Source organism: Coriobacteriaceae bacterium, assembly GCA_025992855.1.
Lineage (GTDB): Bacteria > Actinomycetota > Coriobacteriia > Coriobacteriales > Coriobacteriaceae > Collinsella.
In genome coordinates, this window is record DAJPGB010000001.1 from 2,118,882 (window position 1) to 2,136,240 (window position 17,359).

11 protein-coding genes are annotated in these 17,359 nt (G+C 60.9%); 1 reads left to right on the forward strand and 10 read right to left on the reverse strand.

Annotation, left to right across the window (positions count from 1 at the left end):
• Positions 1-320 precede the first annotated feature (320 nt).
• From OIL88_09055 to OIL88_09090, 8 genes are all read right to left on the reverse strand, one after another.
• Positions 321-1,397: a DUF4179 domain-containing protein gene (locus OIL88_09055; GenBank protein ID HJI72506.1), complete on the reverse strand. Its 1,077-nt coding sequence runs from the start codon at positions 1,395-1,397 to the stop codon at positions 321-323.
• Entirely contained in the window at positions 1,348-1,866 is a 519-nt protein-coding gene (locus OIL88_09060; protein HJI72507.1) for an RNA polymerase sigma factor, read from the reverse strand. Before OIL88_09060 ends, OIL88_09055 begins: the two co-directional genes overlap by 50 nt.
• Positions 1,867-2,177: 311 nt before the next feature.
• Positions 2,178-6,656: a DNA-directed RNA polymerase subunit beta' gene (locus tag OIL88_09065; GenBank protein ID HJI72508.1), complete on the reverse strand. Its 4,479-nt coding sequence runs from the start codon at positions 6,654-6,656 to the stop codon at positions 2,178-2,180.
• 6 nt (positions 6,657-6,662) lie between these two features.
• Positions 6,663-10,154: a DNA-directed RNA polymerase subunit beta gene (locus OIL88_09070; protein ID HJI72509.1), complete on the reverse strand. Its 3,492-nt coding sequence runs from the start codon at positions 10,152-10,154 to the stop codon at positions 6,663-6,665.
• 508 nt (positions 10,155-10,662) lie between these two features.
• Positions 10,663-11,571 carry a UTP--glucose-1-phosphate uridylyltransferase gene (locus OIL88_09075; GenBank protein ID HJI72510.1) on the reverse strand — a complete coding sequence of 303 codons (909 nt, stop codon included), beginning with the start codon at positions 11,569-11,571 and terminating at the stop codon, positions 10,663-10,665.
• A gap of 313 nt (positions 11,572-11,884) precedes the next feature.
• Positions 11,885-12,262, reverse strand: a complete 378-nt coding sequence (gene rplL / locus OIL88_09080; protein ID HJI72511.1) for a 50S ribosomal protein L7/L12 — start codon at positions 12,260-12,262, stop codon at positions 11,885-11,887.
• A 102-nt stretch (positions 12,263-12,364) separates the two neighbouring features.
• Complete coding sequence (rplJ, locus tag OIL88_09085) at positions 12,365-12,886, reverse strand: 50S ribosomal protein L10 (protein ID HJI72512.1); 522 nt, start codon at positions 12,884-12,886, stop codon at positions 12,365-12,367.
• 506 nt (positions 12,887-13,392) lie between these two features.
• The gene (locus tag OIL88_09090; GenBank protein HJI72513.1) at positions 13,393-14,529 is read right to left on the reverse strand and encodes an aminotransferase class I/II-fold pyridoxal phosphate-dependent enzyme; all 1,137 of its coding nucleotides are present in this window, start codon (positions 14,527-14,529) and stop codon (positions 13,393-13,395) included.
• Between the two features lie 93 nt (positions 14,530-14,622).
• Here OIL88_09090 and OIL88_09095 point away from each other — a divergent pair, with 93 nt between their 5' ends.
• Entirely contained in the window at positions 14,623-15,282 is a 660-nt protein-coding gene (locus OIL88_09095) for a hypothetical protein (protein HJI72514.1), read from the forward strand.
• Between the two features lies 1 nt (position 15,283).
• Here the strand turns inward: OIL88_09095 and OIL88_09100 are convergent, their stop codons facing one another.
• Both OIL88_09100 and OIL88_09105 read right to left on the reverse strand, forming a co-directional pair.
• Positions 15,284-15,847 (reverse strand): uracil-DNA glycosylase family protein, encoded by a 564-nt coding sequence (locus OIL88_09100; GenBank protein HJI72515.1) that lies wholly within the window; start codon positions 15,845-15,847, stop codon positions 15,284-15,286.
• 3 nt (positions 15,848-15,850) lie between these two features.
• Positions 15,851-17,227: an alpha-amylase family glycosyl hydrolase gene (locus OIL88_09105; GenBank protein HJI72516.1), complete on the reverse strand. Its 1,377-nt coding sequence runs from the start codon at positions 17,225-17,227 to the stop codon at positions 15,851-15,853.
• Between the last annotated feature and the right edge of the window lie 132 nt (positions 17,228-17,359).

Here is a 17,359-nt window from a genome sequence, read left to right on the forward strand (position 1 = left end):
GCGGATTCCCGGCCCGGGCGGCCCGCTGTTTAAGTTTGCTGCTCTACAGTCCTGCGCAAGACGGAAAGCACATTAAGTGCTTTCCTTTGCGTGCGGAACTCGCGACAAACTTAAACAGCGGGCCGCCCGGACCGGGAATCCGACGTGCTTGTCGGGGCAACGTTCCCTTCCAAATAGGGACAGGTTTATTTTGGTCGGTTTTATCTGGGGAAACGTCGCGCTCCAGCGGTGATCTGCTCTCATCTGTCGCATGGAAATCGGCGGCGTTTCCATTTAACGCAAAAGAGGCCGCTTCCCCTAGTAGGAAGCGACCCCAAATCTTACGAATAGACGATGGTAAAGGGCTCTTTCGTTTCGGTCTCCCCTGTTGATGTATACCTCACAATTTCAAGGGTTACCGAGACAACTTGATCGACATCAATCAACTTCGTTGGCACCCAGATGTTCTCTCCGCTATTGCGCCCATAAGAAAAATATAAGTTGAACACCCCTGCGTCGTCATCTTCGATAATCTGCTCCGATCCATCCTTGTAGCTGACGGTCAGCTTATTATCAACTGCTTCATAGCCCAAATCATCGATGTGCGTCTGGATGGAAAACGGGCTAATCTCAAGAGGCGAGTCACCGGAGCGGAGTTCCTTTGTATCGACGTACGCTCCAATATTGAACTCGGGTGTCGACGCCTCAAACCGCCTCGCACTCTCACCTTCACCCTCGGTCCAATGGATATTCCAGGTGACAGCATGTTGCAAATCTCGCTCGCGATCCATAGCGGCAAAGTACATCGTGCCATTAATGACAGTATCGCTTGATGTGTCCTTATCAATTGTGCTGCGTGTGTCAGGCCATTCCTCGCCGAACTTCATATCGGGCGTGCCGATGCCCTGCTCTTCTTCACCATAGAGAACAAGTTCGCCAATCTCTGCTGCTGGCTTGTAGTAGTTAACTCCATTTGGATTGGACAACGTAAACGTCACGGCTCCGCAGCCGTTTTGGTCGATTGCCATCTCATGGATATCGAGCGTATAACCGTTACCCTCGACGGACAGATTAACCTTCTGGACTGCACCCTCCAGGCTTTGGGGCGCGATGCCATCACCAAACTCTCTGGTGTAGGTGTATTTAGTCCCCGATGAGCCACCGTTGGTCCAGGTAATGGAATCCCCATTGCCGTGGTTTCCCCAGGCTGAGGCAAAATAGCCGGAATTGACAACGGCGTAGGCGACCCCTCCGGTCGCCAGCACTCCGGCAAGGCATCCGATCACGGCAACATACAGAGGCTTCGCGTGACCCTTTCGGCGAAGCGGCTCACCAGCAGCGGCATAAAGAACACGGTCAGCAAGATCGCTATCGGCTTGGACGGACTCGAAGGCCTGCTTGATTTGGTTGGATTTCACGGTCGCCCTCCTCTAGGATGAACTTGAGTTTCGATCTGCCGCGAGCTAAACGCGTTCGAACTGTCGCGGCTGGTACGTGCAGCAACTCGGCAATCTCTGAAGTCGAGAAGCCCAGATAGTAATAGAGCACGATGGGGATACGGAATCGTTCCGGAAGCCGCATGACATCTGACAGGACGGCCTTGGTCTCATCCTGCGCTGTCGAAAGCGACTCGGCCAGGTTCTCAATATCCTCCACACGCCTCCATGGCTTTCGAAAGAGCGATTTGCATTCATTGATCGTGACCCGGATAAGCCATCGACGAAGATGTTCCCAGCTCTCAAATTGCACATCGCTTTTGAACAGCTTAAGAAAGACGTCTTGTGCAACATCGTCGGCATCGGCGCGATCGCGCAGGTACGTCAATGCGATCCGAAACACGACATCCCGGTGGTCCTCGACCGCCTGTCTAAATGCTTGTTCTTCCATAATCACCTCCCGGTGACGTTAATGGTTCTCGATGAGGCCCTCACCTTAGATACGCTCTTGTCGGACGAAATGTTTCAAATTCAAACAGGAAAAACCGACCAAAATAAAACCTGTCCCTTTTTGGCAAGGGATCAACGGAACGCAACAGGTTGAGCATACGCAAGCGAGCGGCCCCCAGAGCGTACAAGGTGGCACGAAAAAGGCAGGGCATTGACCTTTTGGTCATGCCCTGCCTTTTGAATGACAGATTGTAGCTCTGGGGGCCGCGCAGCGACGGAGGTCGCCGCCGTTCGTTAGAACGGCGGAACTAGTTACTCCTCGTCGTTGTCCTTGGCCTCTTCGGCGTCGTCGGTGTCCACGAGCTGGTTGAGCAGCTCGTCGAGGGAAGCCATGTCCTCGTTGATGGCACCGTTGGCGGGAGCCTTCTTGTCGTCGATCGGGGCGCCCAGGAGCTCCTCGTCGGCGTCGGCGTGATGCGTCGGCGCAGCGGAGGTGCCCAGCAGGATGTCGTCCGGACCGTCGGGGCTAAAGACCATCTGCAGCAGCTGCGAGAGGTCTTCCTCGTCGGCAACGTCGTCGTTGTTCTCGAGGATGTAGAGCAGGTCGTGGGCCTCAAGGCCGTCACGGAGCTCCTCGATCGCCTTGGCACCGATGCCGTCGATGCGCAGCAGATCCTCCTCGGACTTACCAACCAGGTCGCCGACCGTCTCGATGCCGACCTCGCTGAACTTGTTGGTCCAGCGCTGCGACACGCCCAGGTCGTCGAACAGGTACAGGCGAGCCTTCTCGGCGGAGATGGTGTGGCCGTTGCGGGTGAACGAACCATCAGCACCACCAAACTCGTCGTAGCCGGCCCAGTCGAGCTGCTGCGGGAGCTGCTCGTCCAGGTCCTTGAGCTCAACCGGAGCCCACTCGGGCAGCGACTTGGCGTTGGGCGAAGCCGGGCCGTCGATGTCCACGTAGCCGTCGGCCGTGCGATACGTCAGCTTGGCGTTGGCGTACGGCTTGAGGCCGGTACCAGCCGGGATCTTCTTACCGACGATGACGTTGGACTTAAGGTCGAGCAGGTGGTCGACCTTGCCCTCGATGGCAGCCTCGGTAAGGACGCCGGCGGTACGGATGAACGAAGCGCTCGACAGCCAGGAGTCGATGTTGGACGCGACCTTGAGCGTACCCAGGATGACGGGCTCGGCCACAGGAGCCTGGCCGCCCAGACGGGCAACGCGCTCGACCTCGTCGGCGAACTCGTAGCGGTCGACGTACTGACCAAGCAGGTACTTGGAGTCGCCGGGGTTGGTGATCTGAACGCGACGCAGCATCTGACGTGCGAGCACCTCGATGTGCTTGTCGTTCAGGTCGACGCCCTGGCTGGTGTAGACGTCCTTGACGCTCTCGACGAAGGTGTGCATCGTCGACTCGATATCGGTCAGCTTGCGCAGGTTGCGGAAGTTGACGAAGCCCTTGGTGATCTGGTCGCCGGCGCGGACCTCGCAGCCGTCCTCGATCTCGGGCATAAAGCGCACCGAAGCGGGGACGCGACGCTCGTCGAGGACACGGGTGTGATCCTCGGAGTCGGTGAGCGTCAGCACGTACTCGGACTTCTCGGGCTTAATCGAGAGGTGGCCGGAGTACGGAGCCAGCTCGGCCTCGCGACCCAGGATCTTCTCGTTGACGTTGCCGACGATATCGAACATACGGCTGACCGTAGGCAGACCCTGCGTAATATCGTCGACGCCAGCGACGCCGCCGGAGTGAATGGTACGCATCGTAAGCTGCGTACCGGGCTCGCCGATGGACTGGGCGGCAATAATACCGACCGCGGTACCGATGGCGACCGGACGACGGGTGGAAAGATCCCAGCCGTAGCACTTCTGGCACACGCCGTACTTGGAGCGGCAGGTGAGCAGCGCGCGGAGCTTGACCTTCTTAAGGCCAGCATCGACCATCTTCTGGATGTCGGCGACCTTCTCGATGTAGCCGTCCTGCTCAAAGAGCACGGTGCCATCGGGAGCCACGACGTCCTCGATGAAGCAACGGCCGACGAGGTCGGTGTTGAGGTCGGTGGTGCCGGGGATGATGAGGTTGTAGGTAACGCCCTCGTGCGTACCGCAGTCCTCCTCGCGGACGATGACGTCCTGGGCCACGTCGACCAGACGACGGGTCAGGTAACCAGAGTCCGAGGTGTGGGATGCGGTATCGACCAGGCCCTTACGGGCGCCGTAAGTCGAAATGAAGTACTCGAGCGGCAGCAGGCCCTCGCGGAAGTTCGCCTTAATGGGAAGGTCGATCGTCTCGCCGGACATGTCTGCCATCAGGCCACGCATGCCGCCGAGCTGACGCAGCTGGGTCTTAGAACCACGGGCGCCGGAGTCGGCCATCATGTAGAGCGGGTTCTCCTCGTCGAACATGTCGAGCATGAGCGCTGCAACCTTATCGGTACAAGCGGTCCACTCGTTAACGACTTCGATGTGGCGCTCCGTCTCGTTAATGAAGCCCTCCTCGAAGTACTCGTTGATCTGGTCGACGTTGGCCTGGGCGCGGTCGAGCAGCTCCTGCTTCTCGGCAGGGATGAGAGCGTCCCACACCGAGATGGTGAGGCCGGCGCGGGTAGCGTAGTGGAAGCCGGAGTACTTGATGGCGTCGAGGATCGGGCCGACCTTGGCCTCGGGGTAACGATCGCAGCAGTCTGCAACCAGCTTGGCAACGTCGCCCTTGACCATCTTGTAGTTCATGAACTCGTAGTCTTCGGGCAGGCACTGGCGGTTGAAGATGATGCGGCCGATAGAGGTCTCGAAGCGCGCGGTCTTGTTGCCGGTGACGTCGTAGTCGACAAACTCGTTCTTGCCGTTCTTGACGCGGAAGATACGGGTGCCGTCCTCGTTGATGACGTTGGCGTTCTCGGCGGACACGCGGACCTGGATCTTGGCCTGCATGTCGACCTCGGAGCGGCAGTCATAGGCGTGCAGCGCGTCGTCGAAGCTCGAGAACACGTGGTTCTCGCCCGGCAGACCGTCGCGGACCTGGGTCAGGTAGTACACACCGATGATCATGTCCTGCGAAGGGATGTTGACCGGCTTGCCGGATGCCGGCGAGCGCAGGTTGTTCGCAGAGAGCATGAGCACGCGGGCCTCGGCCTGAGCCTGGCTGGACAGCGGCACGTGGACAGACATCTGGTCGCCGTCGAAGTCGGCGTTGAAGGGCGAGCAGACCAGCGGGTGCAGGTGGATGGCCTTGCCCTCGACCAGCACGGGCTCAAAGGCCTGGATGGACAGACGGTGCAGGGTCGGTGCACGGTTGAGCAGCACGACGCGGCCGTCGATGACCTCTTCGAGGATGTCCCACACAAAGGTGGCACCGCGGTCGATAGCGCGCTTGGCGCCCTTGATGTTCTCGACCTTGCCGAGCTCGACCAGGCGCTTCATGACGAAGGGCTTGAAGAGCTCCAGCGCCATGGTCTTGGGCAGACCGCACTGGTGCAGCAGCAGCTTGGGGTCGGTAACGATTACCGAACGGCCCGAGTAGTCGACACGCTTGCCCAGCAGGTTCTGACGGAAACGACCCTGCTTGCCCTTGAGGGCCTCGGCGAGCGACTTGAGCGGGCGACCGCCACGGCCAGAGACCGGGCGACCACGACGGCCGTTGTCGAACAGGGCGTCCACGGACTCCTGGAGCATGCGCTTCTCGTTGTTCACGATGATCGCAGGGGCGTCCAGGTCGAGCAGGCGCTTGAGTCGGTTGTTACGGTTGATCACGCGACGGTACAGGTCGTTGAGGTCGGACGCGGCGAAGCGGCCGCCGTCGAGCTGGACCATCGGGCGCAGATCGGGCGGAATGACCGGGATGACGTCCAGGATCATGTTCGCGGGGCTGTTGCCGCCCTTCAGGAAGGCGTCAACGACCTCAAGGCGCTTGACGGCCTTCTCGCGCTTCTGCTTCTGGGAGTCCTCGTCGGCGATGATGGCCTTGAGCTTCTCGGCCTCGGAAGGCAGGTCGATGGCAGCGAGCAGGTCGCGGACGGCCTCGGCACCCATGCCACCCTTGAAGTACATGGAGTAGTAGCGGGTCATCTCGCGGAACAGCGGCTCATCGGAGATGAGGTCGCGCTCGGTGAGCTTCATGAAGGCGTTGAAGGCGTCCGTGCGGAGCTGCTTCTCGTCCTTGCACTCTTCCTCGATGTCGACGATGCCGGAGGCGATCTCCTCGGGGGTCAGCGGCTCCTCGTCGGAGAACTCGTCAAAGTTCTCGGGGTCGCCCTGCTCCTTGAGGGACTCGATCTGGCGGGCGCACTCGGCATCGATCTCTTCCAGATCGGCGGCGAGCTCCTCGCGCAGGTCGTCGGCGTCGGCCTCGCGAGCCTCGTAGTCAACCTCGGTGATGATGTAGCTGGCAAAGTACAGAACCTTCTCGAGGTCCTTGGACTTGATGTCGAGCATACGGCTCATCGGGAAGCTCGTGGGGCTCTTGAAGTACCAGATGTGGGACACGGGAGCGGCGAGCTCGATGTGGCCCATGCGGTCGCGACGCACCTTGGCCGAGGTGACCTCGACGCCGCAGCGCTCGCAGACGATGCCCTTAAAGCGGATGCCCTTGTACTTGCCGCAGGAGCACTCCCAGTCCTTGGCGGGACCGAAGATCTTCTCGCAGAACAGGCCGTCCTTCTCGGGCTTGAGGGTACGGTAATTGATGGTCTCCGGCTTCTTGACCTCACCGTGCGACCAGGAACGGATCTGGTCGGCGGAGGCAAGGGAGATCTTTACCGAGTCAAAATCAGTAGCTTCGAAATCTGCCACAGTCAACTACTCCTTATCAGTGGTCGTGGCGGCGACAGCCTCGGGTGCCTCGGCGGTCTCGGCATCCTCGGCCTCAACGTCGGCGTCAACGCCGGCAAGCGCAGCCAGGTCGTCGAGAGCAGAGGTCTCCTCGGCGGTCACAGGGGCGGAGGCGTCCTCGTCGGCATCGTGCATGGGCTCGATGTCCAGAGCGAGGGAGCGGATCTCCTTGACGAGAACCTTGAAGGACTCGGGGATACCCGGGACCGGGACGTTCTCGCCCTTGACGATGGACTCGTAGGTCTTAACGCGGCCCACGGTATCGTCGGACTTGACGGTCAGGATCTCCTGCAGGACGTTGGAAGCACCGTAAGCGTACAGTGCCCAAACTTCCATCTCGCCGAAGCGCTGGCCGCCGAACTGGGCCTTGCCGCCCAGAGGCTGCTGGGTAACCAGGCTGTAAGGGCCGGTCGAACGGGCGTGGATCTTGTCGTCGACCATGTGGCCGAGCTTGAGGATGTAGGACGTACCCACGGTAATGGGCTCGCGGAACTCCTCGCCGGTGCGGCCGTCGAACAGACGGGTCTTGCCGCGCTCGTCAAGCTGGGTGACGAACTCGGGACGCATGTGATCGCCAAAGGCAGCGGTGGCCTTGTTGAGCATGTTCTTGTTGGCGCGACGGATGACCTCGGCGATCTCGTCCTCCTTGGCGCCGTCGAAGACGGGCGTCGCGGTGAAGAACGGACCGGGGATGTACTTGTCGGAATCGGCCTGCTCGGTATCCCAACCGCAGGCAGCAGCCCAGCCAAGGTGGCACTCGAGCAGCTGGCCGACGTTCATACGCGAAGGAACGCCCAGCGGGTTGAGGATAACGTCGATCGGGGTACCGTCAGCCATGTAGGGCATGTCCTCGACCGGCAGAACGTTACAGATAACACCCTTGTTGCCGTGGCGGCCGGCGATCTTATCGCCCTGCTGGATCTTACGACGCTGGGCGACGTAGACGCGCACCTGCTCGTTAACGCCGGGGGCCAGGTCGTCGCCGTTCTCGCGGCTAAAGCGGACGACGTCGATGACGCGGCCGTAAGCGCCGTGAGGCATCTTAAGGGAGGTGTCGCGGACGTCGTGGGCCTTGGCACCGAAGATAGCGCGCAGCAAGCGCTCCTCGGCGGTCAGAGCGCTCTCGCCCTTAGGCGTGACCTTACCGACCAGGATGTCGCCAGGGCCGACCTCGGCGCCGATGCGGATGATGCCGTCCTCGTCGAGGTTGGCAAGCATGTCCTCGGACAGGTTCGGGATCTCGCGGGTGATCTCCTCGGGGCCGAGCTTGGTGTCGCGGGCGTCGATCTCGTGACGGGTGATGTTGATGGTCGTCAGCAGGTCCTCGGCCACCAGGCGCTCGGACACGACGATACCGTCCTCGTAGTTAAAGCCTTCCCACGGCATGTAGGCCACGGTGAGGTTCTGGCCCAGTGCGAGCTCGCCATGATCGGTCGAAGGACCGTCGGCCAGAGGCTCGCCCTGCTCAACGGTGTCACCGACGCGCACGAGCGGACGGTGGTTGATGCAGGTGGACTGGTTGGAGCGCTGGTACTTGGCCAGGTGATACTCGTCCATGCCGCCGGCATGCTTGACGATGATCTTGGCGGCGTCGGCAAAGATGACCTCGCCGGCGTTCTTGGCCAGGGTGACCTCGCCGGAGTCCAGGGCGGCGCGACGCTCCATGCCGGTACCGACATAGGGAGCGGCGGGGTGAACCAGCGGCACGGCCTGACGCTGCATGTTGGCGCCCATGAGCGTACGCTTGGCGTCGTCGTGCTCCAGGAACGGAATCAGCGTGGCTGCGACGGAGAGCATCTGACGCGGCGAGACGTCCATGTAGTCGACGTCCTCGACGGGCACGTCGGCGGGAGCGCCGAAGGAGCCGTCGAAGTCGCGGGTACGGGCGATCACGGCGTGCGGACGGACGATCTTGCCCTCGGCATCGGTCGTGATGAACTCGTTGGTCTTGGGATCGAGCGGCGTGTTGGCCGGCGCGATGACGTGCTTCTCTTCCTCGTCAGCGGTCATCCAGTCGATCTGATCGGTGGCAACGCCGTTCTCGACGCGACGGAACGGGGCCTCGATGAAGCCGTACTCGTTCACGCGGGCGTAGAGGGCGAGCGAGCCGATCAGGCCGATGTTGGGGCCTTCGGGGGTCTCGATCGGGCACATGCGGCTGTAGTGCGAGTTGTGAACGTCGCGGACGGCCGTAGGCACGTTGGTGCGGCGGCTGGAGCCGGACTTGTGGCCGGCAAGACCGCCAGGGCCGAGTGCGGACAGACGGCGCTTGTGGGTCAGACCGGTCAGGGGGTTCGCCTGGTCCATGAACTGCGAGAGCTGCGAGGAACCGAAGAACTCCTTGATGGAGGCCACGATCGGGCGGATGTTGATGAGCGACTGCGGGGTGATCTCGTCGATGTCCTGGGAGCTCATACGCTCACGGACGACGCGCTCCATACGGCTCATGCCGATACGGAACTGGTTGGCGACGAGCTCGCCGACGGTACGGATGCGGCGGTTGCCGAAGTGGTCGATGTCGTCGACCTTGAAGCCCTGCTCGCCGGCAGCGAGGGACAGGAGGTAGCGCAGCGTCGCGACGATATCCTCGTCGGTGAGCACCGTGACCTCTTCCTCGGTGGTGAGGTTGAGCTTCTTGTTGACCTTGTAGCGACCGACGCGGGCCAGATCGTAGCGCTGCGGGTTAAAGAGCAGGCCCTCGAGCAGGCTGCGGGAAGCGTCCACGGTGGGAGGCTCGCCCGGGCGCAGACGACGGTAGATCTCGATGAGGGCGTCCTCGCGAGTGAGGGCGGTGTCGCGCTCCAGGGTGCGTTTGATCACATCGGAGTTGCCGAGCAGCTCGATGATGTCGTCGTTGGTGACGGCGATGCCAAGGGCACGCAGGAACATCGTGGCGCTCTGCTTGCGCTTACGGTCGATGGAGACCATGAGCTGGTCACGCTTGTCGACCTCGAACTCAAGCCAGGCACCGCGGGACGGGATGATCTGGGCCTTGTAGATCTGCTTGCCCGAATCCATCTCGGAGCTGTAGTACACGCCCGGGGAGCGGACGAGCTGCGAGACGACGATGCGCTCGGTACCGTTGATGATGAAGGTGCCCTGATCGGTCATCATGGGGAAGTCGCCCATGAAGACGAGCTGCTCCTTGATCTCGCCGGTCTCCTTGTTGGTGAGACGGACGTCGGTCAGAAGCGGAGCCTGATAGGTCATATCCTTCTCGCGGCACTCCTCGACGGTGTGCGCGGGGTCGCCGAACTGATGCTCGCCGAAGGTAACCTCGAGAACATGGTTCTGGCTCTGGATGGGGCTGGATTCCTTGAACGCCTCACGAAGGCCCTCGTCCTTAAAACGCTCAAAGGATTCCCTTTGAACAGAGATAAGGTTGGGGAGCTCCATGGCCTCCGGGATTTTCCCGAAGCTGACGCGCTTGCGCTCAGTGGCAGTGTATGCGTAGGTCACCAGGTTTTTCCTCCTTCACGGAAATGCTCGGTGGGTTGGCGAGGCATAGCTTCGCCAGTTATCGCAACCTAATAGTTTATCAGGTACCGACCGTTGGGCAAGAAAAGCCTTGACGCGATTGAGTTTTTGGAGTAGCAAAGTTTTTCGACAGAAAATGCGCAGGTAGATAGGTGTGCATCGAACATCTGTTCATATATTTTCTGTGAACGAGACTGCTGGTGCCGACCACTGAATGGCGGAATGGCGGCGGGGGTTAACCAGGCGGAAACTGCGACCCGTTTTGAGGCCTCAAACTGGGACGCAGTTTCCGGTTGAGTCCTGTTTGGGAAACTGCATCCCGTTCTGAGTCGGTATTCCGGGTCGTAGTTTCCGCTAGGGGCTCCAACCGGAAAGTGCATCCCAGAATTCGACCAAATAGTGGGGCGCGCTTTCCGGAGCTAAGCTGCAGCTCGCATAAAAAACGGGCGCGAACCGAGGTCCGCACCCGTAAATGTCGATGCCCGAAGGCTTATTTGCGCATCAAACCGCCGCGCTCGTCGATGGCGTCCCAGAAGGCGCCGGCAAAGCGAGGATCGCTTGCAGCCATGAGAGCGTTGGTGGCCATCCAGCCAGACGGGGTACCGGTATCGTAGCCCGAGAGCGGGTCGATGACGACGGCGTACATGGCCTCGCGGTCGAGCGAGCGAGCCATGGCGTCGGTCAGCTGGATCTCGCCGCCCTTACCGGCCTGCTGATCGGCCAGCAGGTCCATAACCAGCGGGCTCAGCAGGTAGCGACCGACGATGTACAGGTTGGACGGAGCCGCCTCGGGAGCAGGCTTCTCGACCAGACCGCCGATGCGCCAGACTGCGCCAGGCTCGGCATCGGCAACGCCCTCGGCGCCCTCGAGCGAACCGACGCGCTCGCCGGCGATAACGCCGTAGCGGCTGACTTCCTCGGGCGAGCAAGCAGCGACGGCAATAACCGAAGCGCCACCGTGCTCTTTGGAAACGGCGAGCATCTTGTCGCAGATGTCGCGGTTAGGCACAACGTAGTCGCCCAGAAGAACCAGGAAGTTCTCCCCTGCCACGGCGTCGGCGGCAGAGCGGATAGCATGACCGAGGCCCTTGGGCTCGTACTGATAACGGAAGTCGACCGGCATACCGCCCGCATGGGCGACGGCGTCGGCGTAGGCGTCCTTACCGCGCTCGCGCAGCAGGTTCTCGAGCGAACGATCGGGCTGGAAGTAGCTCAGCAGCTCGGGCTTACCGGGAGAGGTAACGATGATGGCGTCGTCGACCTCCTCGGGGTCGAGTGCCTCCTCAACGACATACTGAATGACCGGCTTGTCGAGCACCGGCAGCATCTCTTTGGGCGTGCACTTAGTGCCAGGCAGAAAACGCGTGCCAAGACCGGCGGCGGGGATGATTGCCTTCATGTTATTCAAGGATCCTTTCGCAGGCGCAGAATGCGCCCTGTGCGTGCGGCGCGACGGCCGCAGACCAAATTGCGATACCGAATTATCTTACCGCCGGAGACATACGTCGCCGTAAGGCAAACGCAATTCTTCAGCATGTCAACGCAAATTAATGCTCGAATGGTGCAATTTTACGCCCCAGCGGTAACAGGATTGGCACGGCGAAGACAACGGTGTTCTGCGTGCCGAGCAATGGGAATGAGGGGCCAACACAAAAAAGACGGGGCTCGCATAGCGAGCCCCGTCTGCAAAGAAATCTGGCGAGAGAGCCTGATTACTTGAGGGTGACAGCAGCGCCAGCAGCCTCGAGCTTCTCCTTGGCAGCCTCGGCGTCCTCCTTCTTGGCACCCTCGAGAACAGCCTTGGGAGCGCCCTCGACGACCTCCTTGGCCTCCTTCAGGCCAAGGTTGGTGAGCTCACGGACGGCCTTGATGACCTGGATCTTGTTGTCGCCGAAGCCCTCGAGCACGACGTCAAACTCGGTCTTCTCCTCGGCCTCAGCAGCGCCAGCAGCAGGAGCGGCGACAACAGCGGCAGGAGCAGCGGCGGAAACGCCGAAGGTGTCCTCGATAGCCTTGACGAGCTCGGAAGCCTCGAGAAGGGTCATTTCCTTAAGAGCATCGATGATCTCATCGGTGGTAAGCTTAGCCATTTCTAAGTCCTTTCGGTTTCCGTGCGGATGCACGGAGATCAGTTAAAACACGGCGCGAATGCGCCAGGGGTGCGGCGTTGCCGCCGCGGGTGAAAACAGCAACTAGGCTGCCTTCTGCTCGGAGACCTGCTGGATCGAACGAGCGAGACCAGAGGAAACGCCGTTGACGCAGACAGCGATGTCGCGAGCGAAACCGGAGATGAGACCGGCGATCTGGCCGAGAAGCTGATCCTTGGTGGGCAGCTCGGCGATAGCCTTAACATCATCAGCGGAAACGGCCTTGCCGTCGGAGATACCGCCCTTGATCTCAAGGACGCCCTTGGACTTAGCGGAGAAGTCCTTAAGGGCCTTAGCGGCCTCGACCGGCTCGGTCTCGTAGAACACATAAGCGACGGGGCCGGCGAGGATCTCGTCGAGCTCGGGCTGCTCCTGGTTCTTGAGAGCGATCTTGACCAGGTTGTTCTTGTAGACCTTCATCTCGGCGCCGCACTCGCGAAGCTGATGACGCAGCTCCTGAGCCTGCTTAACCGTCAGACCGTTGTAGTTGACGACGAACAGACCGGCGTTCTCGGCGATACGGGACTCGATCTCTGCAACCTTGTCGATTTTGTACTGCTGGGGCATGAATTACACCTCCTCGAATTCTTTCCGGGCACGGTCCGCCACAAGGACGTGACGGGGGCATGTCCAAAAAGAAAGCCCCCGCGCTGCATGAGCGACGGGGGCGAGAAGACATATCTACTCGACCACCTCGGCTGGCGGGATATCCCATTAAGCTTGCGGGCGAAGCCCGTTTGCGCCGGCTGTCTCTGGCAGCGGATTCGTGCGTGAACCGAAAGTATTATGGCGGGGACCCCGGCGTCGGTCAACGGGAAACTGGGCTGCACACAATTCCACCATCCGGCCGCGCTGCCAAAGGCCAGGCGCAAGGTTTTCGCTCGGTCAGGTCCTGGGCTCGCTCGGAAAGCACATTAAGTGCTTTCCGGCTCGTGCGGAATCTACGAAAACCTTGCGCCTGGCCTTCGGCGGCGCGTGCCTGCGTTGACTTTGGACAGCCCGGGTTTTCGTTGAGCGACGCGCCCCACGCATAACCCTTGTGTCGGTGGGCTGATGTGTTGCATCCCTGAGGATTACAAAGTCGAAATGAAGGTGGACAGGCGGCGGAGACCTTCGTCCAGGTTTTCGTCGGAGACGCAGTAGCTTAGGCGGATGTGGCCTTCGGTGCCGAAACAGTCGCCCGGGACTAGGGCTACGTTCGCCTCTTTGATGGCTTTGATGCAGAAGGCTTCGCTTGTTAGGCCGAATTGTTTGATGCTCGGGAAAGTGTAGAAGGCTCCTGCGGGCTCTACTGCGTCGAGGCCCATAGCGTTTAAGGCTGCGAGCACGCGTTTGCGGCGGGCTCGGTAGACTTTGAGCATGGGGGTTGGGTCGACGGTGAGGGCTCGGGCTGCGGCGTCCATTTCGAAGGAGACGGCACTCGATACTAGGTATTGGTGTGCTTTTGCGATCTCGGCGATGACGGGGGCTGCCGCTGCGAGCCAACCCAAGCGCCAGCCGGTCATGGCCCAGGGCTTGGAGAAACTCTCGATGATCACTGTCTGCTCGCGCAGCTCCGGGTGTCGCTGGGCGAAGCGCTCGTAGCCATCCACATAGACCAGACGGTTGTATACGTCGTCGCAGACTACGTAGATGCCCGCCTGCTCCGCTACGCGCGCCACGGTGTCGAGCGATGCCGCGTCGAGGATGCAGCCCGTAGGATTGTTGGGCGAGCAGATAACGATAGCCTTGGTCGCCGGGGTCACGCAGGCGCGAAGCGCTTCCTCGTCAATCTGAAATTGCGCGGGCTCCGTATCCAAAAAGACCGCTTTGGCGTGGTTGGCAACGACGATGCTCTCGTACAGGCCAAAGGCCGGCGTGGGGATGATGACCTCGTCGCCTGGATTGAGCATAGCCATAAACGTAGCCGACAGGGCCTCAGTCGCACCATCGGTCAGGATGACCTCGTCGGCAGAATACGTAAGGCCCGCATCCCCCATGTAGGCAGACAGCGCCTTGCGCAGGGCGGGGCGACCGTTGTTGGGCGGATAATGCGTGTCACCGCGGTCCAGCGCGGCGGTCACCTCGGCGCTAATCACGTCGGGCGTGGGAAAATCAGGCTCGCCGAGCGCAAGCGCAATGCATCCCGGATGCTGGGCGGCGAGCGCGTTGATTCGGCGGATGCCGGAGGGCTTGAGCGTGGCAAGCGAAGTATTCATGGGCAGGCGCATGGCGTTCCTTTCGTAAGGGTTGCACTAGGATAGCGCGGCTAGGCGCCGCCAGACGGTGTAACCTAAACGGAAACCAACTGGAAAGGAGGCGGCATGGAGACGATCGCGCGCGGCGATGTACCAAAAACGCTGCAAACCATTGCGTATATCAGCATTCCCAATAGCTCCGATCTTGAGTTTTTGCTCTGGGACCTGCAAGATGCCATCGCGGCCTATGCCCGGCTTTCCGACACCGTACTTCCCCACCCGGTTGACTTGAAGGCGGATGATGCCGGTGCAGTCGATGGCATGGTGCTCGCTGTTGATGATGCATTTGACGATGAGGCTATGATCGCTGTCGAGCAGATACTCGATCGCCTTGGAAATACAGAGACACGCATCTATGTCGTCGTCCAGGCCACGTCCAAAAACAACAAGCAGGCGGACGAAGTTCTCGACCGCCTGTATCGGGCATGTCTTCTACGTGACCTGCCATGGTGCGGTGGCATTGTCGTCTGCACCGGCACCGGCATCGCAGCGCTTCGCCACTCCCCGCGCATGGGCCTCTTGCGTCGGCCATTTTCGGAAGCGATGGACAAGCTCGTGGGTGCGGTGCGTATGGGGTGTTCCGTCGAACACGCGCAGCTGCTTGGCGGTGGCAATGCCGGTAGCGTCGATGCCGACGGCATGGTGCGCGTCAAGCCCGCGCTGCCCGCACCGATCTGGCAAGCCATCATGAAACGCCTCGGCGCCCGCGCCCAATCAGATATCTAAATTACAGAGCGCCCCAGTTAACGGCGTCGCGCCAGCGCTCGACAAGGCGTTCCAGGCGCCATGCCGCATTGGCGGGACTAGTCGACGGCAGAACGATGGCCGACAGCCCCGTGCGTTCTTGTAGATAGCGCTTGTAGAGCCGACCAGCTGTACCACCGTTGCATATCACCTGCTCAATGGGAGCTGCGCCGGTAATGCGCTCGACATACGCCGGAACGACGTTTTTGATGCTGGCGTCACTCGAACCCTTAATGTCGCAGCTCTCGATCACGTCCCACAGGGCCACACCGCCGTTGAGCAGCATAGCCCGCTTGGCGGCAATCGAGGCGTCGAGCGTCGCGGGCTCGCCGCTCGCCAAAGAGCCTCCCTCGTTGGGCGGCACGGGCACACCGAGGCACGCGGCCATCACGCGCCAAAAGCGGTTCTGCGGATTGCCATAGTAGAAGGCATTGGCACGCGAGAGCACCGAGGGAAACGACCCCAACACCAAAACGCGCGAGCGCTCGTCAAACACGGGCTCAAACCCATGCTCAATATGCTGATAGCCCTCGTCCGGCGCAGCCACGAGCTAGGCCCTCAGCAGATAGCGCACCTCGTAGGGTGCAAGCTCAAGGGTACCCGTCAGCTCGACCGCGGGTGCATCGTCGGCAAGCAGGTCGACGAAGGAGCCGTTGAGCTCGCCGGCTCCAAAGGTATAGGGCTCGTTCACGGCATTGACCGCCACGAGCACCGTCGCATCGTCGCAAGCGCGCTCGAACAGCAGCTGCTTGTTCTGGATCACCACGTTGCGATAGGCACCGTAGTTGAGGGCACGGGCCGCTGCGTCGTTTGCCGAGCGCAGGTACGCAAGCTGCTTGATGAAAGCCGTCAGCTCGTTGGGTGCAGGCTCATCGAGCGCAGGGCGCAGTGCCCAGTCGCCATCGGGGCCGCCCTTTTCGCCGGCAATTCCCCACTCACTGCCATAGTAGACGCACGGAATGCCCGGCATGCCAAACAGCATGCCATAAGCGGGGCGCAGACAGGACTTGTCGGTAAGGATGCTCGCCAGGCGCGGCACATCGTGGTTGTCGACAAACGACAGCAGATGCTTGCCGCGATAAATGCACCACGGGTCACCGCCAAACTGGCGATGCAGCGAGTGGGCGATCTCGAACAAGTTGACCGAGTTAAAGCTGGAGTACAGGCCCTTGTAGCACTCGTAGTTGGTGCAGGAGTCAAGCATCTCGTCATTGACGATCTGGTTGTAGTCGCCGTGGAGCGTCTCACCAATCAGCACAAAGTCGGGCTTGAGCTCACGGGTAAAAGTATGCAGGCGGCGCATAAAATCGCGATCGAGCATATAGGCGACGTCCAAGCGCAGGCCGTCGATGCCAAACACGTCAGCCCAACGGCGCACGGACTCGAGCAGGTAATCGACCACAGCGGGATTTTGCAGGTTGAGCTTCACAAGCTCAAAATGGCCCTCCCAGCCCTCGTACCAAAAGCCGTCGCCATAGCAGGAGTCGCCGTCAAAGCTGATGTGGAACCAATCCTTGTAGGGCGAGTCCCACTTGCGCTCCTGAACATCGCGGAAGGCCCAAAAGCCGCGACCGACGTGGTTGAAGACGGCATCGAGCACCACGCGGATGCCATGGGCGTGCAGCGTCTCGCACACAGCGGCAAAGTCGGCATCCCCACCCAAGCGACGGTCGATATGGCGCAGGCTGCGCGTGTCGTAACCGTGGCTATCAGACTCGAGCGGCGGGTTGATAAGCACAGCGCCGATGCCGAGCTCTTGCAGGTAGTCGGCCCATTGGGCAATCTTCATGATGGGGGCATCGGGGCTAGCTGCGGCATCGGCAGCCTGGGCGAGCTCATCCTCGGCAACGGGGGCGGCGTTTTCGCGCGGAGCTCCGCAAAAGCCCAGCGGATAGATCTGATAGAACGTCGTCTCGTATGCCCACATAGCAACCTCCCGGTAAACTCAACACAACGACGTCCATTGTATGCCCAACAGGGTAGCTAATTTGGGACGGGGCTTTTTTAGCTGCCCCGCAGGTGGGGCAGCTAAAAAAGCCCCGTCCCAAATTAGCTACCC